At 74.0% G+C, this 23967-nt stretch carries 20 protein-coding genes; 11 read left to right on the forward strand and 9 right to left on the reverse strand.

Features of this window, described 5'->3' with window-relative positions:
• Positions 1-11 precede the first annotated feature (11 nt).
• The 9 genes from BJY16_RS48160 (at position 12) to BJY16_RS44735 (ending at position 10662) form a co-directional block, all read left to right on the forward strand.
• On the forward strand, positions 12-2189 hold the full coding sequence (locus BJY16_RS48160; RefSeq protein WP_239176836.1) for a serine/threonine-protein kinase: 2178 nt from the start codon (positions 12-14) through the stop codon (positions 2187-2189).
• 300 nt (positions 2190-2489) lie between these two features.
• Positions 2490-4634 (forward strand): acyltransferase family protein, encoded by a 2145-nt coding sequence (locus BJY16_RS44700; RefSeq protein ID WP_185045751.1) that lies wholly within the window; start codon positions 2490-2492, stop codon positions 4632-4634.
• A 26-nt stretch (positions 4635-4660) separates the two neighbouring features.
• Positions 4661-5956: a serine/threonine-protein kinase gene (locus BJY16_RS44705; protein WP_185045752.1), complete on the forward strand. Its 1296-nt coding sequence runs from the start codon at positions 4661-4663 to the stop codon at positions 5954-5956.
• 104 nt (positions 5957-6060) lie between these two features.
• Positions 6061-6363, forward strand: coding sequence for an urease subunit gamma (locus BJY16_RS44710; RefSeq protein WP_185045753.1), 303 nt, complete (start codon positions 6061-6063; stop codon positions 6361-6363).
• Positions 6360-6767 carry an urease subunit beta gene (locus BJY16_RS44715; protein WP_185045754.1) on the forward strand — a complete coding sequence of 136 codons (408 nt, stop codon included), beginning with the start codon at positions 6360-6362 and terminating at the stop codon, positions 6765-6767. Before BJY16_RS44710 ends, BJY16_RS44715 begins: the two co-directional genes overlap by 4 nt.
• On the forward strand, positions 6764-8482 hold the full coding sequence (locus tag BJY16_RS44720) for an urease subunit alpha (RefSeq protein WP_185045755.1): 1719 nt from the start codon (positions 6764-6766) through the stop codon (positions 8480-8482). Before BJY16_RS44715 ends, BJY16_RS44720 begins: the two co-directional genes overlap by 4 nt.
• Positions 8482-9126, forward strand: coding sequence for an urease accessory protein UreF (locus BJY16_RS44725; RefSeq protein WP_185045756.1), 645 nt, complete (start codon positions 8482-8484; stop codon positions 9124-9126). Before BJY16_RS44720 ends, BJY16_RS44725 begins: the two co-directional genes overlap by 1 nt.
• On the forward strand, positions 9116-9841 hold the full coding sequence (gene ureG / locus BJY16_RS44730; protein ID WP_185045757.1) for an urease accessory protein UreG: 726 nt from the start codon (positions 9116-9118) through the stop codon (positions 9839-9841). The genes BJY16_RS44725 and ureG overlap by 11 nt, the downstream gene beginning before the upstream one ends.
• A complete protein-coding gene (locus tag BJY16_RS44735; protein ID WP_185045758.1) occupies positions 9838-10662 on the forward strand; it encodes an urease accessory protein UreD in 825 nt (274 codons plus the stop codon). Before ureG ends, BJY16_RS44735 begins: the two co-directional genes overlap by 4 nt.
• A gap of 163 nt (positions 10663-10825) precedes the next feature.
• Here the strand turns inward: BJY16_RS44735 and BJY16_RS44740 are convergent, their stop codons facing one another.
• Together BJY16_RS44740 and BJY16_RS44745 are read right to left on the reverse strand one after the other, a co-directional pair.
• Positions 10826-11914, reverse strand: a complete 1089-nt coding sequence (locus tag BJY16_RS44740) for an alcohol dehydrogenase catalytic domain-containing protein (RefSeq protein ID WP_185045759.1) — start codon at positions 11912-11914, stop codon at positions 10826-10828.
• Positions 11915-11966: 52 nt separating this feature from the next.
• Positions 11967-12641 carry a TetR/AcrR family transcriptional regulator gene (locus tag BJY16_RS44745; RefSeq protein WP_185045760.1) on the reverse strand — a complete coding sequence of 225 codons (675 nt, stop codon included), beginning with the start codon at positions 12639-12641 and terminating at the stop codon, positions 11967-11969.
• An 83-nt stretch (positions 12642-12724) separates the two neighbouring features.
• On the opposite strand from BJY16_RS44745, the gene BJY16_RS44750 reads away from it, so the two are divergent.
• On the forward strand, positions 12725-13474 hold the full coding sequence (locus tag BJY16_RS44750; RefSeq protein WP_185045761.1) for a DUF4386 domain-containing protein: 750 nt from the start codon (positions 12725-12727) through the stop codon (positions 13472-13474).
• Between the two features lie 130 nt (positions 13475-13604).
• On the opposite strand, the gene BJY16_RS44755 is transcribed toward BJY16_RS44750, so the two are convergent.
• From BJY16_RS44755 to BJY16_RS44785, 7 genes are all read right to left on the reverse strand, one after another.
• Positions 13605-14507: a sigma-70 family RNA polymerase sigma factor gene (locus BJY16_RS44755; protein ID WP_185045762.1), complete on the reverse strand. Its 903-nt coding sequence runs from the start codon at positions 14505-14507 to the stop codon at positions 13605-13607.
• 202 nt (positions 14508-14709) lie between these two features.
• The gene (locus tag BJY16_RS44760) at positions 14710-14961 is read right to left on the reverse strand and encodes a hypothetical protein (RefSeq protein ID WP_185045763.1); all 252 of its coding nucleotides are present in this window, start codon (positions 14959-14961) and stop codon (positions 14710-14712) included.
• 278 nt (positions 14962-15239) lie between these two features.
• Positions 15240-17159, reverse strand: coding sequence for a serine/threonine-protein kinase (locus BJY16_RS44765; RefSeq protein WP_239176829.1), 1920 nt, complete (start codon positions 17157-17159; stop codon positions 15240-15242).
• 350 nt (positions 17160-17509) lie between these two features.
• Positions 17510-20257, reverse strand: a complete 2748-nt coding sequence (gene cphA / locus BJY16_RS44770) for a cyanophycin synthetase (protein WP_185045765.1) — start codon at positions 20255-20257, stop codon at positions 17510-17512.
• Entirely contained in the window at positions 20148-21035 is an 888-nt protein-coding gene (locus tag BJY16_RS44775; protein ID WP_185045766.1) for a cyanophycinase, read from the reverse strand. Before BJY16_RS44775 ends, cphA begins: the two co-directional genes overlap by 110 nt.
• A 67-nt stretch (positions 21036-21102) precedes the next feature.
• On the reverse strand, positions 21103-22665 hold the full coding sequence (locus BJY16_RS44780) for an MFS transporter (RefSeq protein ID WP_185045767.1): 1563 nt from the start codon (positions 22663-22665) through the stop codon (positions 21103-21105).
• Between the two features lie 10 nt (positions 22666-22675).
• Entirely contained in the window at positions 22676-23104 is a 429-nt protein-coding gene (locus BJY16_RS44785; RefSeq protein ID WP_239176840.1) for a winged helix-turn-helix transcriptional regulator, read from the reverse strand.
• A 199-nt stretch (positions 23105-23303) separates the two neighbouring features.
• Between BJY16_RS44785 and BJY16_RS44790 the strand changes: the two genes are divergently transcribed.
• On the forward strand, positions 23304-23825 hold the full coding sequence (locus BJY16_RS44790) for a PaaI family thioesterase (protein WP_185045769.1): 522 nt from the start codon (positions 23304-23306) through the stop codon (positions 23823-23825).
• Positions 23826-23967 lie beyond the last annotated feature (142 nt).

Raw genomic sequence — 23967 nt, forward strand, 5'->3', positions numbered from 1 at the left:
CGGCTGGTGGCATGGGCGAGGTCTGGGCGGCGACCGATACCGTGCTCGGGCGGCCGGTCGCGGTGAAGACATTGCTCGGTGGGCGCGGGACCGATCCTGGGTTCCTGAGCCGGTTCCGGCATGAGGCCCGGACGATGGCCGCGCTGCGCCATCCGGGTGTGGTGCCGGTGTACGACTTCGGGGACACCGAGGACGGCGCCTTCCTGGTGATGGCGCGCGTTGCCGGGCAGCCGCTGAACCAGATGCTCGCCGAGCGCGGCCAGCTCACCGTCGCCGAGACGATGTCGGTGGTGGCGCAGGCCGGGCGGGCGTTGCAGGCCGCGCACGAGGCCGGGGTGGTGCATCGGGACGTCAAGCCGGGCAACCTGATCATCGAGCCGGACGGGACCGTGGTGCTGGTCGACTTCGGGGTGGCCCGGTCGGCTAACTCGGTCACCCTGACCGGGGCGCGTGAGGTGGTCGGCACGGCGTTGTACATCGCGCCGGAGCAGGTGTCCAAGCGGGCCACCGGGCCGGCGGCGGACATCTACGCGCTCGGCGCGGTGGCATACAACTGCCTGGCCGGGCGGCCGCCGTTCCTCGGTGACAACCCGCTCGCGGTGGCGCTTCAGCACGTCACCGACGAGCCGGCGCCGCTGTCGCGGGACGTGCCGCGGCCGGTTCGCGACCTGGTCGGCATCGCCCTCGCCAAGGACCCGGCCGAGCGCTTCCCGTCGGCCGCGGCCATGGCGTCGGCCGCCGAGTTCGCGGCAGCCGACGCGGCGGCCCGTTCCAACGCCATGGCCACCGGCCTCTCCACGAACACCGAAGCGATCGGACTCGACGCGGCAACCTTCGGAAGCCTGGCGAACAGCGGCGCGTTGGCGGCCGGCGGCGCGATGGCGGCCGGTGCTGCGGTCGCTGGAAGCCCGACTAGCAGCGGAGCGACGGCAACCGGCGGCACGGCAACCAGCGCAGGGGCCGCTGGAAGCCCGACGAGCAGCGGATCGATGGCAACCGGCGGCGCGGCAACCAGCGCAGGGGCCACCGGGAACTCGGCGAGCAGCGGGGCGATGGCGGCCGGCGGCGCGGCGGCCGGCGCGGGGTTCGCGGGGAGTCCGGACAGTGCGGCGCCGGGGATCAGTGACGCGGCGACGGAGGCGGTGCCTGCTGGGGCCGGTTCGGTGTTCGCCGCGCGGGCCATGGTGGGTGGGCCGCGGTATGCCGACATTCTCCCGGTGGGGCCGGCTCGTGACGGCAACACCATGGCGGCCGAGCTGCCCGAGTCCTTCACGCGCGTGGACACGCCGCCGGCCACCGGCGCCGACGGCCCGGCGAAGAGCACCCGACCGGACGGCCCCGCGACCGACGGCAGCGCGGCAGCCCGAGCAGCAGCTGGCATCGCGGCCGCCGGAGCGGCCGGTGGCACCGCGACAGGCGGAGCGGCCGGTGGCACCGCGACAGGCGAAACGGCTGGCGGCATCGCGCGCAGCGGAGCGGCCGGTGCTATCGCGCCCGGCCGAGTGGCTGGCAGCAACGCAGCTCTTCAAGATACGGGCGGCATCGCGACAGGCCACAGAGCGGGCGGCATCGCGACAGGCCACAGAGCGGACGGCGTCGCGGCAGGCCAGAGAGCTGGCGGCCTCGCGACAGGGGGCGCGGGCGGCGCTTCGATCGGGGGCGCGGGCGGTCGCGGGAGGGACCGGGACCTGGCTGACGGGCGGCGGAAGAAGGGGCTGATCGCGGCCATGGTGGGGCTGCTCCTTCTGGCCGGGCTGGGGGCTGTGCTCGCGCTCGCGGATCCGTTCGGCATGTTCGACAAGGAGCCGGCGGGTGGGACGGCGCCCGCCGGCGGGAAACCCTCCGCGGTGGTCAAGACCAGCCCCACCCCGACCTCCACCGGCGACAAGGACGACGACGACAACAGCGGCCCGGACCGGCCGACCACCCGCACCAGCGCCCCGGCCACCGCTCCGACCGGCAAAGGCACCGCCGAACCCACCAAGCCGCAGCCCGCCGACCCGGACCCGACCACCGCCGACCCCACCACCGAACCGGCCGAGCCCACCGAGGAGCCCACGACCGCCGAGCCGACCGAGACCGGAACGGACGGCGGCGACGACTCCGGGACGGGCGGCGGCGACCAGGACAGCGGTGGAAACGGTGGCGGAAACAGCGACAACAGCGGCCCCGGAAACAATAACGAGTAATATTCAATACGCTCCGGAAACCATTACCACCGGTAGTCGCGACAACGACCCACGGTGGATCGACACCCTCATTCGGGGGACCTTTTCGCAATCCGGACAGGCGTTCGTGACCTGCGGAAACGCGCATGCGCGAGACCAATCCGAACCACCCGCGCAGTGCGCGGACCAGCGGATACGACATCTTTCACCCGGCCATTGAACGACCATGAACCGTCTGTGCCCGACCTGCGAATTGCTGGGTAGCATCGCTCGACCATCCCCACCGGTCCCGCGCGACCCCATTCTCCCCGCAGGCAGGTCATGTCGGTCACCCACGACGTCCATATCGAAGCCGGCCGACCGGAGAACTCGGTCAACCGCCCGGCGGCCGGCCCACGGCCGCGCGCCGGGTTCCGCGCGGACATCGAGGGCATGCGCGCCATCGCGGTCACCCTGGTGGTGCTCTCCCACGCCGGGCTCGCCGGGCTGGCCGGCGGCTACGTCGGGGTCGACGTCTTCTTCGTGATCTCCGGCTTCCTGATCACCACGCTGCTGCTCGGCGAGCTGCGGCGCACCGGCACCATCTCGCTGGCCCGGTTCTACGCGCGCCGGGCCATCCGGCTGCTGCCCGCCTCCACGCTGGTCCTGCTGGTCACCCTGGCCGGGGCCTGGCTGTGGCTGCCGGCCACCCGGTTCAAGGCGATCTCCCTGGACACCCTCTCCGCCACCTGCTACGGGATCAACTGGCGGCTCGCCGCGGAGGGCGTCCAGTACCTCAACGCCGACGCCGCCCCGTCCCCGCTGCAGCACTTCTGGTCGCTCGCGGTGGAGGAGCAGTTCTATCTGGTCTGGCCGCTGCTGCTGCTGATCCTGGCGCTCACCGTCCGGACCCGGTACCGCGCCGCGGTGCTGGCCGTGCTCGGCGTCGCGGTCCTGGCCAGCCTCTACATCAGCATCCGGGTGACCGCGTCGTCCGCCCCGTACGCCTATTTCGGCGCGCACACCCGAGCCTGGGAGCTGGGCATCGGCGCCCTGGTGGCGATCGGCGCCACCCGGCTGGCCGCCCTGCGCCGCGGGCCGGCCGCGGTGCTCACCTGGGCCGGCCTGGCCGCGGTCCTGACCAGCGCGGTCATCTACGACGAGGCCACCCCGTTCCCCGGCTCGGCCGCCGTCCTGCCGGTCCTGGGCGCCGCCGCGATCATCGCCGGTGGTTGCGCCGCCCCGCCCGGCGGCGCCGCCCTGCTGCTCCGGCTCCGGCCGTTCCAGCTGGTCGGCAAGTACTCCTACAGCTGGTACCTCTGGCACTGGCCGGTCCTGATGATCGCCCCGTTCTTGCTGGACACCGAGCCGGCCCCGGGGCTCAACCTGACTCTCGCGGCGGCCGCCCTGCTGCTCGCCGCCGGCACGTTCCACCTGGTGGAGAACCCGGGACGGAGCCAGGCGTGGGTGCGGCGCTCCGCCGTACCGGGAATCGGTCTTGGTCTTGCCCTGTCGCTCGCCGCGGCCGGTGTCGCGAAGGTCGGCGGCAACCACCCGCCGCGGCTCGCCAAGGGCGAGCCCGCGGTGCTGACCGCGGAGGCGGTCGCCGCCGCGACCGACCCGCAAGCCGAGCTCCAGCGGATCATCGCGGCCTCCGCCTCGCTGGGTGAGCTGCCGTCGAACATCACGCCCAAGGTCCAGAAGGGTCACCGGGACCTGCCGGAGTACTACGCGACCGACTGCCACCTCGACTACCCGGAGGTGGTGCCGCCGGGTCCGTGCGTCTTCGGCGACCCGGCCGGCCGGGAGACCGTCTACCTGTTCGGCGACTCGCACGCCGCGCACTGGTACCCGGCGTTGCGGACGATCGCCGCGAAGCGCGGGTGGCGGCTGGTGGTCCGCACCAAGAGCGCCTGCCAGGCCCCGGTGGTGCGGACCTACACGAGCACCTTCAAGCGCGCCTACACCGAGTGTGAGCGATGGCGGGCCGCGATGCTGGCCGAGATCAAGCGGGCCGCGCCGACGATGGTGGTCGTCTCGTCGAACGGCACCGACAACGGCGGCCTGCTCGACGCGTCCGGCCGGTTCCTCGACCGGGAGCCGGGGGCGGCCCGGGACGCGATCTGGGTGGCCGGCTGGAAGGCCATGTTCCAGGCCGTCGCCGGGGCGCACACCAGGCTGGTGATGATCGAGGACACCCCGTGGCCGGGCCGGGACACCCCGGAGTGCCTGGCCACCAACGCCGCGCACGCGTCCCGGTGCGCCCGGCCGGCCGACGCCTCGTTCGCCTTCCCGCAGCGGCAGGCGCTGGTCTCGCGGACCGCGCGCGACCTTGGCGTCACGGTCATCCCGACCCGGCAGTGGTTCTGCGCCGCGGTCTGCCCGCAAGTGGTCGGCAACCTCATGGTCTGGCGCGACGGCAGCCACATCACCACGAAGTACTCGCGGATGCTGGCCCCGTTGCTGGAGGCGGAGCTGCCGATCTGAGCGGGCACCGGCATAGGCTGTCACCTATGCCCGACGCCGGTGACGCGCTGAACCAGCGGTACCGGCTGGACGACCGGATCGCGGCGGGCGGCATGGGCGAGGTGTGGCGGGCCACCGACACCCTGCTCGGCCGGCCGGTCGCGGTGAAGATGCTGCTGGTCGAGCACGCCGCGGAGCCGACCTTCCAGCAGCGGTTCGAGCACGAGGCCCGGGCGATGGCCACGCTGCGGCATCCCGGGGTGGCCGCGGTCTACGACTACGGCACCACCAGCGGCGGCGCCTACCTGGTGCTGGCCCGGATCGACGGGCAGCCGCTGGACCGGCGGCTCGCCGAGCGCGGCCGGCTCTCCCCGGCCGAGACGATGGCCCTGGTCGCGCAGGTGGCCGGGGCCCTGCAGGCGGTGCACCGAGCCGGGATCGTGCACCGCGACGTCACCCCCGGCAACCTGATCATCGAGCCGGACGGCAACGTGGTCCTGGTCGACTTCGGGGTGGCCCGCTCGGCGCTGTCGGTGACGCTGACCGGGGCCCGCAACGTGATCGGCACGGCCTGCTACATGGCGCCGGAGCAGGTGGCCAAGGCCACCGTCGGGCCGGCCGCCGACCTGTACGCGCTGGGCGCGGTCGCCTACCACTGCCTGACCGGGCATCCGCCGTTCGAGGGCGGCGACCCGGTCTCGATCGCGCTCCGGCACGTCACCGAGACGCCGGAACCGCTGCCCGGCGAGCTGCCCGAGCCGGTCCGCGCCCTGGTTACCCGGGCGCTCGCCAAGGATCCGGCGGACCGGCACCCGTCCGCCGCCGCGCTCGCCTCGGCCGCCCGGTCCGCGGTGGGCGGCGATCCGGACGCGGCGAGCCCGCTGGCCACCGAGAGCGCCACCGTCGCCCTGCAGGCCGCGCCGCCGGTCCCGTCCCCGGTGATTCTGGACCGGCCGCCGCGGACCCGGTTCCTGCTGCCGATCCTCGCGTTCCTGCTCGTCGCGCTCTCCGGTGCGGCCGCCGTCGCGCTGGTCAGCGACCCGTTCGGCTGGTTCCCGGGCCGTCCCGCCACGACGCCGCCGGCCTCGCCCGCCCCGCCCAGCGGATCACCGATCCCGAGCCCGGCCCCCACCCCGAAAAGGACGGTTTCCGGTACGACCACAGCGGACAACCCACCGCCGGCCCGCCCCCGGACCACCCGTACCCGGACCGGTCCCCGCAGTTCGGCACCCGCCAGCGTCTCCGCGCCGGACAGCCCGGACACCAGCGACGACGGCGCCACGAGCGACGATCCGGGCGGCGGTTCGGAGCCGGCCGGCGACGACCCGTCCGCCGACTCCTGAGGCAGCCGCCCACCCACGGACCGGCCGGCGTGTTTTGATCAGCGAGGGTTACCTGTCGGAAACCTCCGAGTGCAACCATCTCGTGGCGCGATCAGGGAGGTGCTTTGTTCCTCAGCCGACATGAGCAGGAACGTCTGCTCATCCACGTGGCGGCCGACGTCGCCGAGAAACGGCGCGCCCGCGGTCTGCGACTGAACCATCCGGAAGCGACCGCGATCATCACCGCCTTCCTGCTGGAGGGCGCCCGCGACGGCCGCAGCGTGGTCGAGCTGATGGACGCCGGGCGCCGGGTGCTGACCCGCGACGACGTGCTGCCGGGCGTCCCGGAGATGCTCACCGAGGTGCAGGTGGAGGCCACCTTCCCGGACGGCACCAAGCTGGTCACCGTGCACGGGCCGATCTCGTGATCCCCGGCGAGATCCTGTTCGGCGACGGCGACGTCGTCATCAACGCCGGCCGGGCGACGGTCGAGCTGACCGTGCGCAACACCGGCGACCGCCCGGTCCAGGTCGGATCGCACTTCCACTTCGCCGAGGCGAACGCGGCCCTGGAGTTCGACCGGGACGCCGCCTGGGGGCACCGGCTCGGCATCCCGGCCGGCACCTCGGTCCGCTTCGAGCCCGGCATGCCGCGCGACGTCGTGCTGGTCCCGCTGGCCGGCAACCGGATCGTGCCCGGCCTGCGCGGGCTGGCCGGCGGCCCGCTGGACCGGGTCCCGCCACCGGCGGCGCCCGATCCGACCGATATCGAACCCGCCGGCTCGCTCGACGAGGACACCGGCGAGGCCCAGCCGAACGGGAGCCCACGGTGACCTCTCTGGACCGGGCCCGGTACGCGGCCCTCTACGGCCCCACCGCGGGCGACCGGATCCGGCTCGCCGACACCAACCTGCTGATCGAGATCGAGGAGGACCGCAGCGCCGGCCCGCACCCGGGTGACGAGGTGGTCTTCGGCGGCGGCAAGGTGATCCGCGAGTCGATGGGCCAGTCCCGGGCCACCCGCGCCGAGGGCGTGCCGGACACCGTGATCACCGGCGTGGTGGTGCTCGACCACTGGGGCGTCGTCAAGGCCGACGTCGGCATCCGGGACGGCCGGATCGTCGGGATCGGCAAGGCCGGCAACCCGGACACCATGGACGGCGTGCACCCCGAGCTGGTGATCGGCGCGACCACCGAGATCATCGCGGGCAACGGCAAGATCCTGACCGCCGGGGCGATCGACAGCCACGTGCACCTGATCAGCCCGACCATCCTGGACACCGCGCTGGCCGCCGGCATCACCACGATCATCGGCGGTGGCACCGGCCCGGCCGAGGGCACCAAGGCCACCACGGTCACCCCGAGTGCCTGGCACCTGGCCCGGATGCTGGAGGCGCTGGACACCTTCCCGATCAACGTGCTGCTGCTCGGCAAGGGCAACACGATGTCCCAGGAGGCGATGTGGGAGCAGCTGCGCGGCGGGGCCGGCGGCTTCAAGCTGCACGAGGACTGGGGCACCACGCCGGCCGCGATCGATGCCTGCCTGCAGGTGTGTGACGCGTCCGGGGTGCAGGCCGCGATCCACACCGACACGCTGAACGAGGCCGGCTTCGTCGAGGAGACGATCCGGGCGATCGGCGGGCGGTCGATCCACGCCTACCACACCGAGGGCGCCGGGGGCGGGCACGCGCCGGACATCATCACGGTCGCGGCGCACCCCAACGTGCTGCCCTCGTCGACCAATCCGACCCGGCCGTACACGAAGAACACCCTGGCCGAGCACCTCGACATGCTGATGGTCTGCCACCACCTGAACTCGGCGGTGCCGGAGGACCTGGCCTTCGCCGAGAGCCGGATCCGGCCGTCCACCATGGCCGCCGAGGACCTGCTGCACGACCTCGGCGCGATCTCGATGATCGGCTCCGACTCGCAGGCGATGGGCCGGGTCGGCGAGGTCATCCTGCGGACCTGGCAGACCGCGCACGTGATGAAGGCGCGGCGCGGCGCGCTGCCCGGTGACGGGGCCGCGGACAACAACCGGGCCAAGAGGTACGTCGCCAAGTACACGATCTGCCCGGCCGTCGCGCACGGGATGGCCGGGCAGGTCGGCTCGGTCGAGACCGGCAAGCTCGCCGACCTGGTGCTCTGGGACCCGGCGTTCTTCGGGGTACGCCCGGCGCTGGTGCTCAAGGGCGGGATGATCGCGTACGCGCAGATGGGTGACGCGAACGCGTCGATCCCGACCCCGCAGCCGATGCTGCCGCGGCCGATGTTCGGCTCCTACGGGGTGGTCCCATCGCAGACCTCGCTGGCGTTCGTCGCCCCGGCCGCGATCGACGCGCTGCTCAGCGACCGGATCGGGGTGAAACGCGCGCTCGTCCCGGTCGGTGACACCCGGTCGGTCGGCAAGGCGGACATGCCGCTCAACGACGCGATGCCGCGGATCGAGGTGCGGCCGGACACCTTCGAGGTACGCGTCGACGGAGCGGTCGTCGAGCCGGACCCGGTCACCGAGCTGCCGATGGCCCAGCGCTACTTCCTGTTCTGATGAGCCTCGCGACGCTGCTCCTGCTCGCCGACGGGCGGCTGCCCTCCGGCGGGCACGCGCACTCGGCCGGGCTGGAGGCCCAGGTCGCCGCCGGCCGGGTGCGCGACGTCGAGGACCTCGGCGGCTTCCTGCGCGGGAAGCTGGCCACCGGCGGACTGGTCTCGGCGGCGTTCGCGGCCGCCGCCTGCTCCGCTCCGGCGCGGCACGCCGAGCTGGACGCCGGGCTCGACGCGCGCACCCCGTCCCCGGCCCTGCGGAGGGCCTCGCGGGCGCAGGGCCGGGCGCTGCTCCGGGCCGGCCGGGCGATGTGGGCGGTGGCCGGCATCGGCCGGGAGCCGCACCAGCCGGTCGCCCTGGGTGCGCTGGCCGCGGCGGCCGGGCTGACGCCCGCGCAGGCGGCGGTCGCGGCGGCGCACGGCACGCTCACCGGTCCGGCCAGTGCGGCGGTCCGGTTGCTCGGACTTGATCCGTACGCGGTGCACGCGCTCCTCGCGCGGCTCGCACCCGACTGTGACCGGATCGCCGCGTCCGCCGCGGCCCGGTCCGGCGACCCGGTCGACGACCTGCCGGCCGCGGGCGCTCCCCTGCTCGACATCGGTGCCGAACACCACGCCACCTGGGAGGTGCGTCTCTTTGCATCCTGAACCGCAGCATCCTGAACCGCACGATCACGGCCCCGACGAGGTGCCGCACACCCACCCGGATCCCGGAGTCGACCCGCACGCGCCGCTCCCGGCGATCGGCGGACCGCGGGCGCTGCGGATCGGGATCGGTGGCCCGGTCGGCTCCGGCAAGACCGCGCTGGTCGCGGCGCTGTGCCGGGCGCTCGGCGAGGAGCTGCGGCTCGCCGTGGTCACCAACGACATCTACACCACCGAGGACGCCGACTTCCTGCTCCGCAACGGGGTGCTGCCGGCCGAGCGGATCCGCGCGGTGGAGACCGGCTGCTGTCCGCACACCGCGATCCGCGACGACATCTCGGCCAACCTGGACGCCGTCGAGGACCTGGAGGCGTCGCTCGGGCCGCTCGACCTGATCCTGGTGGAGAGCGGTGGCGACAACCTCACCGCCACGTTCAGCAAGGGCCTGATCGACCAGCAGATCTTCGTGGTCGACGTGTCCGGCGGCGACAAGGTCCCCCGCAAGGGCGGTCCCGGCGTCACCACCGCCGACCTGCTGGTGATCAACAAGACCGACCTGGCGCCGCTGGTCGGCGCCGACCTCGCGGTGATGGACCGGGACGCCCGGGCCCGCCGCCACGACCTGCCGACGGTCTTCCTGTCGCTGGCCGAGGACAAGGCGGCGACGCCGGTCGCCGGGTGGATCCGCGGCCTGGTGGCGGCGCGAGCGCCGGCGTGAGGGCCGAGGCCCGGATCGTCGCGGAGGCGGACGGGCGGGGCGGCACCCGGCTCGCCGTCCTCCGCGGCCAGTCGCCGCTGCTGCTCCGGCAGACCGGCTCCCGCCATGCCGCCGCGCCGCCCCACGCCGGCGGTCTGCTCGACACCGGCGGTCTGCTCGACGCCGGCGGGGTTCGCGACACCGGCGGGGTCACCGTCCATCTGGTCGGCGGCGCGGCCGGGCCGCTGCGTGGCGATGACCTGCGCCTGGTGATCGAAGTCGGCCAGGACGCGCGGCTGACCCTGCGCAGTGTGGCGGCTCAGCTAGCCCTGCCGGGGCGGCCCGCGCCGCCCTCCCGGATGACGGTCACCGCGACGGTCGCGGCGGGCGGCACGTTGCGGTGGCTCCCCGAGCCGCTGATCGCCGCCGCCGGCAGCGACCACGTCGCGATCACCCGGGTGGCGGTCGAGGCCGGCGGGTCACTGTGGTGGCGCGACGACCTGGTCTGCGGCCGGCACGCCGAGGAGTCCGGCGACTTCGTCGCGGACACCCTCGTCCGGTACGCCGGAAGCACCCTTCACCGGCACGAGCTCGCGGTCGGCCCGCGCGCGCCAGGCTGGACCGGCCCGGCCGTCCTGGGCACCGGCCGCGCCGTCGGGACGCTGCTCCTGGCCGGCCCCGCCGCCGCGGCCGCCGCCGACCGCGGCGTCACCGGCACGCACGCCGCGATCATGCCGCTGGCCGGCCCGGGCGTCCTGGCCACCGCCGTCGCCCCGGACATCCGAGCCGTCCGGGCCGCCCTGGACCCGCTGTGCCGTCACTCCCCCGCGCCGGTGTCCTAGGGCTGTCCTGCCGATCAAGGCGAGGCTGCGGCGTGGCCAGGCGCGCCTGGCAGCGTCCGCGAGACGCCCACATACACCGGTATGCGGGCGTTTCGCGGCCGTTGCCGGCCACACTCCTGACCTCGCCTCGCACCCGGCCGGGTCACGAGACACGCCCCAGTCGTCAGCGAGACGGGTCGATCATGGTCATGCCGGCCGGGGTGGCCTGATCGAAAGCGGGCAGCAGCGCGGCCGCTTCGGTGAGGCCGACGGTGCGTTCGATCAGTCGTTGCGGCTGGAGCGTGCCCCGCTCGATGAGGGCCATCATGGCCGGGTAGTCGGCCGCCGCCATGCCGTGGCTGCCGAGCAGGTCGAGTTCCCAGCCGATCACCCGGGACATCGGCACCCTCGGGTGGCCGTCGATCGGCGGCAGCAGCCCGATCTGCACGTGCCGGCCCCGGCGGCGCAGGCTGAGGATCGCGTCGGCGCAGGTCTGCTCGCTGCCGACCGCGTCGACGGTGACATGGCTGCCGCCACCGGTCAGCTCGGCAACCGCAGCGGGGACGTCAACGGTGGCACCCGCACCCGTGCCGCTGGCGGCGGTTCCGGTGCCGCTCGCGGCGGCGGACAGCAGGGTGTGTTCCGCGCCCACGGCGGCGGCGACCGCCAACGCCTCCGGGTTCCGGTCGACCGCGATCACCCGCGCGCCCAGTGCCCGCGCGATCATCACCGCGCTCAGGCCGACGCCCCCGGCGCCGACCACGGTCACCCACTCGCCCTCGGTGACCCGCGCCCGGCCGGCCAGCCCGCGGTAGGCGGTGGCGAACCGGCAGCCCAGACTCGCCGCGGTGGCGAAGTCCACCTGTGCCGGGAGGGCCACCAGGTTGGTGTCGGCGGCGTGCAGGACCACGAACTCGGCGAACGAGCCCCCGTGCGTGAACCCGGGCTGCTGCTGGTCCGGGCAGACCTGGGCCTGTCCGGTCCGGCACCACTCGCACCGCCCGCACCCGCAGACGAACGGCACGGTCACCCGGTCGCCGGCCGCCCAGCGGCCGACCCCGGCGCCGGCCTCGGTCACCACCCCGGCCAGCTCGTGCCCGGGCACGTGCGGGAAGACGATGTCGTCGTCGTGCCCGGCCCAGCCGTGCCAGTCACTGCGGCACAGCCCGGTGGCCATCACCCGGACCACCACCCCGCCGGGCGGCGCGCTGGGCCGCGGCACCTCCCGCACCTCGGGCCGGCCCCGGACAACGTCGACAACCACGGCACGCATCGCCCCATCCTCGCCGATCATCCGGCGAAGCCATCAAGAGAGCCCGGCGAAGCTATGAACGGAGTCCGGCGAAGCTGTCCAGCAACCGGCGCAACCCCCACAGGTACTGGTCGGTGCCGATCCAGGTCGCCATCACGTCGGTAGCGGCAGCGGTCCGCGGGAACCGGTCAGCCGGCACCTCGCCCCAGGCCGCGGCCCGCGCCGCGATCCGCTCCGCCTCCGGCGGCAGCACCCCGGCGTGCGGCTGATCGGCCACCTCCAGAGCGATCGCGCCCAGGACGTAAACCATGATCAGGTACGCCCCCCGCGCGCCGGCCGCACGGTCCAGACCGGCCGCCGACAGCCGGTCCAGCAACCGTTCGCCGAGCAGCAGCGCCTGCGGCCCGTTCATCGCGCCGCTCAGGAAGAGCGGCACCGCGCCCGGGTGCGCGACCAGCCGGGCCCGGATCTCCACGGCCAGCAGCTCCAGGTCGGCACGCCAGCCGCCGGTCGCCGGGGCGGCCGCGTTCACCTCGCCGAGCAGACGCTCGACCAGGGCCTGCTCGATGGCCGCCTTGTCGGCGAAGTAGGTGTACACCGCGTTCGGCGTGACGCCCAGCTCGCCGGCGATCCGGCGGATCGAGGCCGCGACCGGGCCGTCGGCGTCCATCAGCCGCAGGGCGGCGTCCAGCACGTCGTCCTGCGTGAGCGCGCGTTTCGGGCCGGGCCGCCGGCGTGCCTCGGTCATGGCTTCCCCCTTGACATATCTCTGCACACCGTACAGCATTCGCGGTGTCAGCAACTCTGCACGGCGTACAGAAATGGATCGAGATGAAACGAGTGACCGGATGGCTCCTGGTGACAGCGGCGGCCGGCTTCGCGGTGGCGTCGAGCGTGCTGTCGGCGACGTTCGGCTGGCCGGACATCCTGCGGGAGCCGGCCCCGGTGGTGCTGGCCGCGTTCCACGACGGCGGCCCGTCGCTGGTCTGGACCTGGTTCGCGGTGGCCTGGACGTACGGGCTGCTCGCCGTACCGGTGCTGCTGCTCGCGGCGGCCCTGGGGCGTCCGGCGGACCCGGTGCTCAAGGCGGCCGGCGCGATCGGCGCGGCCTCCGCGCTGTTGTCGCTGATCGGGTTCCTGCGCTGGGTCTTCGTGGTCCCGGCGCTGGCCACCCGATGGGCCGGGGGCGACCCGGTGACCCGGGCCGCGGTGGAGGCGGCGTGGACGGCGCAGCACCAGTTCGGCGGGGCGCTGCTCGGCGAGCATCTCGGGCAGGTGCTCGCGGTGGCCTGGTCGGTGACGGTCAGCCTGGTGGTGCTGCGGTCCGGCGTGCTGCCCCGGTGGGTCGGGTGGAGCGGCCTGACGGCGTCGGCGTTGTACCTGCTCAATCAGGGCGAGGTGCTCGCGACGGCGGTGCCCGGCTTCCCGGTGTGGGAGCTGGCCGGGCTGCTCGGGAGCACGACGTGGGGGCTGTGGGTGGCCGCCGTCGGCGGGGCACTGCTCGTGCGCCGTCCGCGGCGCGACGCCTCGACCGGCTCGATCCGCGCGGCCCGGCAGGCCGGGATACGCCCGGCCGGCTGACGCACGTCGCCCGGCGACGATTCCGGAGCCGTTCGTCAGGCTCGGGACGGCGATGGTCGTACCGAAAACCGCGCGGACATGGTGGAGGGCGGACCGTGAGCGGTCCGCCCTCCGTCGGTTCGCGCCGCGGTTACGCCGCGACCGCGATCGGGACGCCGTGACTGTCGGTCAGCGCCAGCCGGGTGTGCAGGTTGCCCTGCTGCTGCACCTTCGCGAAGTACTCGCTGCGCCGGCGCTGCAGACAGCCCTTGCGGGTGCGGGGCCCGCCGGCCGCGACGGTCAGCAGTTCCGGCGCGAGTGAGCTGTTCAGGCCCTCCCGCAGCAGGCGCAACGCCTCGGTGCGCAGCTGGGAGATCCGGGACTCGGTCACCCCGAGCCGGGCCGCCACCTCGCTGAGCGGTTGCTCCTGCAGGAACGACTCCTCCACGACCTGGCGCAGCCGCTCGGGCAGCGCCTGGATGGCCTGGTGCAGGTATCCCAGCCGCTCCCGCTTGAGCAGCAGATCCTCCGGCCCCTCGGACAGTTCCGGCACCATCTCCTCGGCTGCCCCGGTGGGGAAGCCCTGCAGGCTCAGCAGCGACGCCTTCTGCACGTCGTCCTCGACGCTGGCCAGCTCGGACACCCCGATGCCGAGCATCTCGGCGACCTCGGCGTCGCTCGGGGTGCGGCCCAGGGCGGCGGTGAGTTCCTGGCGGGCGGTCGCGGCGCGCCGGGCCCGGGCCCGCACCGATCGGCTGGCCCAGTCCTGGCCGCGGAGCTCGTCCAGCAGCGCACCGCGGATCCGGACCGCGGCGAACCGGTGGAACGGGATGCCGCGGGTCACGTCGAAGGATCGGGCCGCTCCGAGCAGGGCCGCGAAACCGGCTGAGGAGAGGTCATCTGAGTGGACGTGGCCGGGCACCCGGTTGAGCAATTCCCGGACCAGGTGGCCAACCATCGGCATGTGTTCGCGGATCAGGTCCTCGATGTCGCGCGCGGACGGCGCGTCGTGGATGACGCCGATGGTGGCGGGGAGATCGGTCGTGGCGGTCACGTAGTCCTCCTCGCTCGTACGAACCGGCTGGTGAAGCCGGCTGACGAGAAGAACAGTGGTCGCCGTTGGGTGCAGCGGGGCCGGAACTCGGTTGCTTTTGTGGAGTTTTTTCACATAAAGCCTCAGGTCGGCCCGGCCGGAGGCAGAAAACGCGACGATCCGCATGGCCGATGGCCAGGCGGATCGTCTCAAGAGGGAAACCCTAGTGGAACACCGGGGCGCGCCAGGCCACGACCTCGGCAAGCTCGTCCTGCACCCAGCGCATCCGGCGGACCGCCACGTCGGGGTGGTCACCGAACTCGGTGGCCACGCCGGCGGCGCATCCGTCGCTGCCGTACAGGAGGATCATGCTGGTGATGGCCTCCTCCAGGGCAGCGCGGTTCGGGTACTCGGATGGCTGCAGGTGTGAGACGAACAGCGCCTCGGCGGCCAGATCCTTCACAGTGCTTAGCATTGTCGAACTCCCCGTTGCGACGACCTGCTTGTCAGTCCGGCGGACAATCCCGCCCATCATCTCCGCGGGAACCGTGCCGGTCGGCAGCCACGCCGTGCGAAGCCCCCCGCAATCCGGGCATCCAGCCCGGGCGGATGGAAGCAGAGCGCCTGTCGTTCTTTCTCACCGTAACTCGGTGGTCACCGGTCTGACTTCTTATTTCCGTCCCCGGCGGCCGCCGCGGCCGGTCTGATCAACTGACCGGCCGAAGGCGTTGTACCCACCACCGGGCCGGGCAATCACGTCGTGGTGTCACCGTCGAGTTCGTCGTCCGGCGGCAGGTCCGGGGTGGTCGGCGTGGTGACCGGGTCGGTCGGGGTGGCCGACGTGGTGGTCGGCGTCGACGGACCCACGGAATCGTGCGGCTCGGGGGCGATCGTGGTGGTCGGGCCACTGGTCGGACCACCGTTGCCGTTGCCGTTACCGCCGCCGATCGGCGCCGACGAGTTGCTCGACCCCGGGACCGGGGTGGTCGTCGTGGTGCCCGGCTTGCCCGGCGCGGCGCTGGTGGTGGTCGGCGTGATGTGCACGATGCCGCCCGGGTCGATCGAGATGCCCGGCTGCGGGGGGCTGTCGGTGGCCGGCGCGCCGAACCGGATGGTGCCGTCGGAGAGCTGCTCCACCGGCCGGGACGGGGCGCCCGGCTCGCTGGACACGAACGCCTCGCAGTTCTTCCCGTTCAGCTGGAAGACCATCGGGGCGGCGTTGCTCTGCGTGTACCGCCCGGTGATCTCCATGGTGGTGCTCTCCTGCGGCTGCAGCGGTCCGGCCGACGTGACCGTGACCGCGCGCAGGTTCTGCTTGAGGTCGACCGCGCCCTTGCCCTTGACCACCTGGTCCCCGTTCATCAGGAACCATAGCCGCCAGTCGTCGACCGGAGCCTCGCCCCGGTTGGCCACCGTCACCTGGGCCTTGAAGCGGTTCTTCTCCTGCGACCAGACCGCGTAGCTGACGATGCAGCCACCGGCCGCGGCCATCACGCTGGGGCCGGCCGGCACCGCGTTGGCACGCTCGTCCGGCTTGCCCGGGGCGGCCAGGCTCCACCCGTACGTCAAGGCGGTGAGCACCGCGATCGTGCCGGCCACCACCAGGATGCGGCGGGTGCGGACCTGTTTCGGGCTGCGCGCCGGTGGTCGCTCGGCCGGGGCCGGCTCGGCCGCGCTGCCGGGGCGCAGCGGCGGCGGCGGTTTCGGCGCCGGGTCGGCGGCGGCCGCGGCCGGGCCCATCCCGGCATAGGGATAGCCGGACGGCAGGATCGTGGTGTTCTCCCCGCTGTCCGCCCAGTCCTCCGGGAAGCCGCTGACCTGGGCCGGCGGGGCGCCCGCCGCGATGCCGGCGAGCAGATGCGCCACCTCGGCGGTCGGCGGCCGGTCGGCCGGGCGTTTCTCCAGGCAGCGGCCGATCAGCGCGTCCACCTCGGCGGGCAGGCCGTCGACCGGGGGCAGCGGCTCCGGCTCGGTGTACTGGTGCGCGCGGAGCAGGGCGGTGGTGGTGCCCACGTCCCACGGCAGCTGGCCGATCAGCATCCGGTAGATCAGCAGGCCGACCGCGTAGACGTCGGTGGCCGGGCTGACCTGGCCGCCCTCCAGCCGCTCCGGCGCCAGGTAGGCCGGGGTGCCGAGCAGGCTGCCGTCCGGGTCGGTGTCGTTCTCCCCGATCAGGGCGGAGATGCCGAAGTCGACCACCTTGGCGCCGGCCGCGGTGAGCATGACGTTGGCCGGGGTGACGTCGCGGTGCACGATGCCCCGGGCGTGCGCGGCGGCCAGCGCGGCCGCCACGTCGGCGCTGATCCGCACCGCGGTGTTCCACGGCAGGGTGCGGGCCCGGGACAGCACGGCGGCCAGCGACTCGCCGTCGACCAGCTCCATCACGACGTACGGCACCGGCTCGCCGTCGACCGTGGTGGCCTCGCCGTAGTCGTACACGTTGGTGATGTGCGGGTGGCTCAGCCGCGCCGCGGCCTGGGCCTCCGCGCGCAGGCGCCGCCGGAACGAGGGGTCGGCGCTGGTGGACGGCGGCAGCACCTTCACCGCGACCTGACGCCCCAGCACCTCGTCGAACCCTCGCCAGACCACTGACATCCCGCCGGCGCCGAGCCGCTCGACCAGCCGGTACCGGCCGGCGAGCAACCCCGAACCGGGCAGGTCCGTCGTGCTCATGTGCCCCCACATGCGCGCTTCGAGAAAACGCCGGACCGCACCGCCATGCCGCCCGACGCCGGGCGAGACGGGCCCCGCTATCGGACCCCGAGCATCCCCCATCGACGGCGAGGATGTTAGTACCTATCGGTCTACAGATCGAGCTGCCCAGGACGCGATCTACCAGGCAATCATTACCGTGCGTGTGACCTGCCGCACGCAGCGGACGATGACGGAAAGCGCTTTCCGTCACGGAGCGCCACGAGATCGGTCGAGGATTGCCCGCTTCGTCGGAACTTGCGGTTTCAACTTTAAGGAGCACTCCCTGGCGGAGATGTCACGAACCGTCAGGAGAGCGATACCGAGCGCGATCATGGATGTCCATGATCTGTCACACTCCCGGCCACTCCGGGGGCGCTGGCGAGCAGGTTCCGGGCCAGCTGCGGGGTGGAACGCACCGCCGGCGAGACCGGCGCGACCGGGCGGTTGCCGGCCGGGACCGCGCCCAGCCCGTCCAGGAAGGCCCGCATCGGCGCCCACTTCTCGTAGATCACCAGCACCACCTCGCCCGGCGCGGCGAGCCCCAGCGCGGCGGTCACCGCCTCCTCGCTGCCGTCCGCGCGGATCGTCCGGATCTGCGGCCGCCGGGCCCGCATCTCCCGCTCGACCAGCCGGGACACCTCCCCCGGGGCGCGCCCGCGCGGATCGCAGTCGTCGTAGAGCACCGCCCGGGTCAGCCCGTCCGCCAGGATCTGCGCCGAGGCGGCCAGCAGGTCGTCGCGGCGGTCGCCGGGCAGGGTCACCGCGGCCACGCACCGGTCGGCTCCCCACAGCCGGTGCAGCGTGCGCAGCGTGGTGGCCAGCGCGGCCGGGTTGTGCCCGTAGTCCAGGAAGATCGAGCGGTCGCCGAGCCGGAACAGGGTGCCGCGGCCCGGGTTGTCCACCACCGGGTCGAACTCGGCGAGCCGGGACGCCACCGTCTCCGGGCGGGCGCCCAGCGCTCGGGCGGCGGCGATCGCGGCCAGCGCGTTGGCCGCGGCGTGCGGGGCGGCGCCGCCGTACGCCCCGGGCACCTCGGCCACCCGCAGCAGCGGGGTCCGCCGCGCCCCGGTGGCCTGGACCAGCCAGCCGTCGTGCAGGACGTACGCGGTCCCGCCCCGCCCCAGGTGCTCGGTCAGCACCGGATTCGCCGGGTCCAGCCCGAACCAGACCAGCCGTTTCCGGTCGGCCCGCACCCGGGGCCGCCCGGCCAGGCTGCGCACCCACGGGTCGTCCACGTTCAGCACCAGCGTGCCGCCGTCCCGGACCCGCTCGGCCACCACCGCCTTGACGTGCGCCAGGTCCTCGATCGAGCCGAGCCCGTCCTGCCCGAGGTGGTCGGCGGTGATGTTGGTGATCACCCCGACGTCCGACCAGTCGTAACCGAGCCCGCGCCGCAGCAGCCCGCCCCGGGCCGTCTCCAGCACCGCCACCTCGACCTGCGGGTCGCCGAGCACCTGCTGGGCGGAGCGCGGCCCGGTGGCGTCGGCCAGGTGCACCGCGCGGCCGTCCACGTAGACCCCGTCGGTGGTCGCCATCCCGACCCGGCGGCCGGCGCTGAGCAGGTGCGCGGTCAGCCGGGTCACCGTGGTCTTGCCGTTCGTCCCGGTCACCGCGACGGCCGGGATCCGGCCGTCGGAGCCGCCCGGGAACATCGCCCGGACGATCGCGTCGCCGACGTCCCGGGACCGGCCGCGCACCGGGGCCAGGTGCATCCGCAGGCCGGGCACCGCGTTCACCTCGATCACCCCGGACGACGGCTCGTCCTCGCCGGTCGGCGGCAGCGGCGCCGCGATGTCCGGCAGCCGCAGGTCGATCCCGGCGATGTCCAGCCCGACCACCGCGGCCACCCGCTGGCACAGCCGGGTCACGTCCGGGTGCACCTGGTCGGTGACGTCCCGGCTGGTCCCGCCGGTGGAGAGGTTGGCGCACTCGCGCAGCCAGACCGTCTCGCCGGCCGGCGGCACCTGGTCCGCGGCGAGGCCGGCGGTGCGCAGCGCCACCTCGTCCAGGGTGATCCGGGTCAGCACCCGGGAGTGCCCGACCCCGCGCCGCGGGTCCGCGTTCACCCGCTCGACCAGCTCGGCCAGGGTGGCCGTGCCGTCGCCGACCACGTGCGCGGCGGTCCGCTCGGCCGCGGCCACCACCTCGCCGGCCACCACCAGCACCCGGTAGTCCCGGCCGGTCAGCTGCCGCTCGACCACCACGTCCGGGCCGGCCTCGGCGAACGCCCGCTCGACCGCGTCCGGCGTGCGCAGCCCGAGCGCCACGTCCCTGCCCTGCCGGCCGTGCCGCGGTTTCACCACGACCGGGCCGCCCAGCTCGTCGAGCAGCCGCACCGCCTCCTCCGGGGTGGCCGCGGTGCCGCCGGCCGCGACCGGGATGCCGGCCTCGCCGAGCAGGGACCGGGTGACGTGCTTGTCGCAGGCGATGTCGATGCCCACCCCGCTGGTCCGGTCGGTCATCGCGGCCCAGGCCATCCGCCGCCGGGTGCCCCAGCCCAGCCGGACCAGGCTCAGGTCGTCGAACCGCTCGACCGGGATGCCGCGGCGGCGGGCGGCCGTGATGATCGCCCGGGTGCTCGGGCCGGTCGCCTCCCGCTCGGCGATCGCGGCCAGGTCGGCGAGCCGGGTGGCCGGCGAGCGGCAGGCCCGCCCGGCGTGGATGGTCAGGACCAGCTCCACCGCGGCCTCCATCAGCTCCCGCGGCACCCGGGAGACCGGCGACTCGTCCACCGGGCACTCGACGATCACGTCGTAGAGCCCGGTCTCGCCGGCCGACACGGTCCGGCCGAAGCTGACGTCCCGGCCGATCAGCTGGGACAGCTCCAGGCAGACGTGCTCGGTGACGTGCCCGAAGTAGGTGCCGCCGCGCAACCGGCTGACGAACCCGCCCGGGGCGCCCGCCGCGCAGTGGTGCTCGGCCAGCCCGGGCAGCGCCCGCAGCAGCCGCTCGGTGAACCCGGTGACGTCACACGTCTCCTGACCGGTCAGTTCCTCCAGCCGGAGCCGGGCCACCACCGCCGGCCGGGACAGATACACGTTCGGGCCCCGCAGGCGGCGCAGGCTCTCGATCCTCATGGGAGTGCTCCCCGATCCCCGGCCGCCGGCCGGTCAGGTGGAAGGTGTGACCGGCCGGCAGCACGTGGACCAGTGCCCCGGCCAGCGCGATCGGCCCGGCCGGTGGGACTTGGATGTCGGTGGCGGCACCGGCGTCGACCACCGTGACCGCGCCGCTGCCGAGCACCTCGAACCGGTCGCCGTCGGTCAGGATCGCGGTGTCCTCGTCGATGCCGAGGCCGAGCTCGTGCGGGTACCGGGCGACCGCGCTGAGCAGCCGGTTCAGCCGCCCGCGCTGGGCGAAGTGCTGGTCGATCAGCACGCCCGGGAGGAATTCCAGGCCGGGCCCGGTCCGGACGCTGGCCGCGGTCACCCCGGGCTGGTCGCCGCCGACGATCATGGTGGCCGACATCATCGCCGCGCCCGCGCTGGTCCCGCCGAGCACCACCGTGCCGTCGACGACCAGTTCCTGCAGCAGCGAGTCGGTCGCCGTCCCGCCCAGCACGCTGGTGATCCGCTCCTGGTCGCCGCCGGTGAAGAAGACGCCGGTGGCGGCGCGCAGCGAACCGGCCACCTCGGGTGCGTTCGCGTCGGCGCGGGTGGCCAGCCGCAGCGCCCGGGCCGAGCCGGCGCCCAGCGAGGTGAACGCGCCGACGTAGAACTCCTCGGCGGCGTCCGGCGCCTCACTGGCCGTAGCGATCACCAGGATCCGGGCCGACGCCGCCCCGGCCAGCTCCACGAACCGGGCGAGCAGCGCCGGTCCGGCGGCGCCTCCCATGATCAGTAGCCGGGCGTCCACCGTGCCTCCTCAGCGAGCCCTACCGGGCCACTGTTGAGGTTAATCGGAACAAAAGCGAAACATCCGGCTAATCGGAATGCTCCGCGGGCAGCAGGTGGCGCACCTCCGGCGGGCCGTCCGCCAGCGCGATCACCCGCTCCTCGATCCGCTCGTCCTCCCCGGTCAGCCGGCCCCGGTGCTGGCGCAGGTGCTCCTCCCAGGTCGCGACCAGGTACACCTCGACGAAACGGGCCGGGTCGGCGCCGTCCCGGAACAGGCCCCACTGGGTGGCGCCGGTGCGCTGCCGGGAAGCGCGCAACTCCTGCATGGCGGCGACGAAGGCGGCCGGGTCGGCGCCGCTCACCCGGTAGGTCGCGGAGACCAGGATCGGGCCGTCGGCCAGGTGCGGCTGCAGCATCAGGTGCGGCTCCGGCCAGAACACCGCCGGGGCGTGGTCCTCGTCCTCGTGGGTGTGCACCGGCCAGCGTCGTACCGTCAAGGTCCCGGCCAGCATCAGACCCGCCGCCATCCCGAAGGTCTGCCGCAGGCCGAAGGCCTCGGCCGCCTGGCCCCAGGCGACCGCGCCGAGCGCCTGCCCGCCGGCGAAGACCAGCTGGTAGATCGCCAGCGCCCGGGCCCGGACCCAGTTCGGCAGGTTGAGCTGCATCGCCGCGTTCATCCGGGAGACCAGCATCATCCAGGCCGCGCCGGCCGCGACCAGCGCCGGGACGACCGCGAGGGCGACCGGGACCAGGGCGACGACCAGCAGCGCGACGCCCTGGACCGCGCCGGTCACGACGATCATCTGGTTGGTGCGCAGCAACCGGCGGGCCCGCGGCATCAGCAGCGCGCCGGCGATCGCGCCGACCCCGAGCGCGGCCAGCAGGATCCCGTAACCGCTCGCGCCCATCCCCAGCTCCTGCCGCGCGACCAGCGGCACCAGGGCCCAGACCACGCTGCCGGGCAGCACGAAGAAGAGCACCCGGCCGAGGATCCGGCGGATCACCGGTGACCAGCGGACGAACCGGCCGCCGGCCCGCAGCGCCGAGGCGAAGTGCTCCGGCCGGCCGGCGGGCCGGTCCGCGGGACGCCGCCAGCGCAGCAGCGCGACCGCGAAGACCGCGAAGGAGAGCGCGTTCAGCCCGAACACCAGCGCCGAGCCGAACTGCGCGACCAGCACCCCGGCCAGCGCCGGACCGACCGAGCGGGCCAGGTTGGTGTTGACCGCGCCGAGCGCCGACGCGGCCGGCAGCTGCTCGTGCGGCACGATCTCCGGGATCACCGCCTGCCAGGTGGGCAGGGTCAGCGCCTGCCCGCACCCGAGCAGGAACGTGAAGACCAGCAGCAGCGCCGGGCCGACCGCGCCCAAGGCGGTCAGCGCGGCCAGGGCCGCCGCGATCAGGAAGAGCGTTCCCTGTACGCCCAGCAGCAGCCGCCGCCGGTCCAGCGCGTCCGCCACCGCGCCGGCCGGCAGCGCGAAGAGCAGCACCGGCAGGGTGGTGACCGCCTGCACCAGGCTGACCCAGGTGGCCGCGTCCGGCTCGCCGACCACCAGCCACTGGGCGCCGACGGTCTGCATCCAGGTGCCGACGTTGCTGGCCAGCACGCCGATCCAGAGTGCCCGGAAGACCGGCCCGCTTTCTCTCCACACGCCGAGGAATCTAGGGGCCGGGGTGGCGCCGCCTGCCGCCCGGGCCCGGACGGGACTGCACGTCCCGGTGCTCGGTGACCGGGTGCCCGGCCGCGCAGTGGATCTCCAGGTGCAGCTCGGCCGCGCAGTCCCGGTGCACGAACTCGATCGGCGGCCCCTCCGGGTCGGCCAGATAGCGGTCGCCCCAGCCGGCCAGCGCGATCAGCACCGGATAGAGGTCGAAGCCCTTGCGGGTCAGCCGGTACTCGTGCCGGACCCGGGCGCCCGGCTCCTGATAGGGCTCGCGGCGCAGCACCCCGTGCTCGACCAGGGCGGCCAGCCGGTTGGCCAGGACCTGCCGCGGGACCCGGGTCCGCACCCGCATGTCGTCGAAGCGCCGGATGCCGGTGAACACCTCGCGCAGCACGACCATCGTCCACTTCTCGCCGAGGATCGCCATCGCCCGGCCGATCGTGCAGTTCTCCACGTCCCAGTCCAGGGCGCCCGGCTTCCCGGCTCGCCCAGCGGCGCCGGCCGCCTCGTCAGCGGCGCTCGCCGCCTCTTCGGCAGCGCCCGCCGCCCGGGGTGTGACCTGACCGACCATCCGACCAGGCTAGGTCTCGTTGACAGATGCAGCAAGGGGATGCCAGCCTGCATCCATGACGCAGACTCAGGATGCCCCGGTCGCCGCCCGGACCCGCACCTTCTCCTGGACCGACCCGTCCGAGCACGTCAAACTGCTCGCCACCCGCAGCGGCCTGGACATCCTCCGGGCGATGGCGACCGGCGACGTCCCGCCCCCGCCGATCTTCCAGCTGATCGGCGGCAGCGGCCTGCACGCCGAGCCGGGCAGCGTCACCATCACGCTCGACCCGCAGGAGTTCCACTACAACCCGATCGGCACCGTGCACGGCGGCATCATCTCCACCCTGCTCGACACCGCCGCCGCCTGCTCGGTCCAGTCCACCCTGCCGGTCGGCGTCGGCTACACCAGCATGGACCTCAACGTGAAGTTCCTCCGCCCGGTGACCGTCGACTCCGGCACCCTGACCTGCACCGGCGGGGTCCTGCAGAGCGGCCGCCGGACCGCCCTGGCCGAGGCCCGCCTCACCGACGGCCGCGGTCGCCTGATCGCGCACGCCACGTCCAGCTGCCTGATCTTCGATCTGCCGAAGCCCTGACCCAGTCCCCGCCCGCCCTGGGGGGCCTGCCCAGCGCCAGCATGACGGGAATCCGCGATCTTGGGCGGCCGGCCTGTGGACGGCCCGCTGATGTGGACAACGCGCCGGCCGCGGCCAGCCACCGGGACCTGCGCTGACCGGA

The sequence above is a fragment of the Actinoplanes octamycinicus genome (genome assembly GCF_014205225.1).
GTDB classification, from domain to species: Bacteria; Actinomycetota; Actinomycetes; order Mycobacteriales; family Micromonosporaceae; genus Actinoplanes; species Actinoplanes octamycinicus.

Excerpts from the sequence above, each read along its gene's own strand:
- BJY16_RS48160 (WP_239176836.1), top strand. The coding sequence starts at position 12 with ATGGGCGAGGTCTGGGCGGCGACCGATACCGTGCTCGGGCGGCCGGTC.
- BJY16_RS44700 (WP_185045751.1), top strand. The coding sequence starts at position 2,490 with ATGTCGGTCACCCACGACGTCCATATCGAAGCCGGCCGACCGGAGAAC.
- BJY16_RS44705 (WP_185045752.1), top strand. The coding sequence starts at position 4,661 with ATGCCCGACGCCGGTGACGCGCTGAACCAGCGGTACCGGCTGGACGAC.
- BJY16_RS44725 (WP_185045756.1), top strand. The coding sequence starts at position 8,482 with ATGAGCCTCGCGACGCTGCTCCTGCTCGCCGACGGGCGGCTGCCCTCC.
- BJY16_RS44740 (WP_185045759.1), bottom strand. The coding sequence starts at position 11,914 with ATGCGTGCCGTGGTTGTCGACGTTGTCCGGGGCCGGCCCGAGGTGCGG.
- BJY16_RS44745 (WP_185045760.1), bottom strand. The coding sequence starts at position 12,641 with ATGACCGAGGCACGCCGGCGGCCCGGCCCGAAACGCGCGCTCACGCAG.
- BJY16_RS44750 (WP_185045761.1), top strand. The coding sequence starts at position 12,725 with ATGAAACGAGTGACCGGATGGCTCCTGGTGACAGCGGCGGCCGGCTTC.
- BJY16_RS44760 (WP_185045763.1), bottom strand. The coding sequence starts at position 14,961 with ATGCTAAGCACTGTGAAGGATCTGGCCGCCGAGGCGCTGTTCGTCTCA.
- BJY16_RS44765 (WP_239176829.1), bottom strand. The coding sequence starts at position 17,159 with ATGAGCACGACGGACCTGCCCGGTTCGGGGTTGCTCGCCGGCCGGTAC.
- cphA (WP_185045765.1), bottom strand. The coding sequence starts at position 20,257 with ATGAGGATCGAGAGCCTGCGCCGCCTGCGGGGCCCGAACGTGTATCTG.
- BJY16_RS44785 (WP_239176840.1), bottom strand. The coding sequence starts at position 23,104 with ATGGCGATCCTCGGCGAGAAGTGGACGATGGTCGTGCTGCGCGAGGTG.
- BJY16_RS44790 (WP_185045769.1), top strand. The coding sequence starts at position 23,304 with ATGACGCAGACTCAGGATGCCCCGGTCGCCGCCCGGACCCGCACCTTC.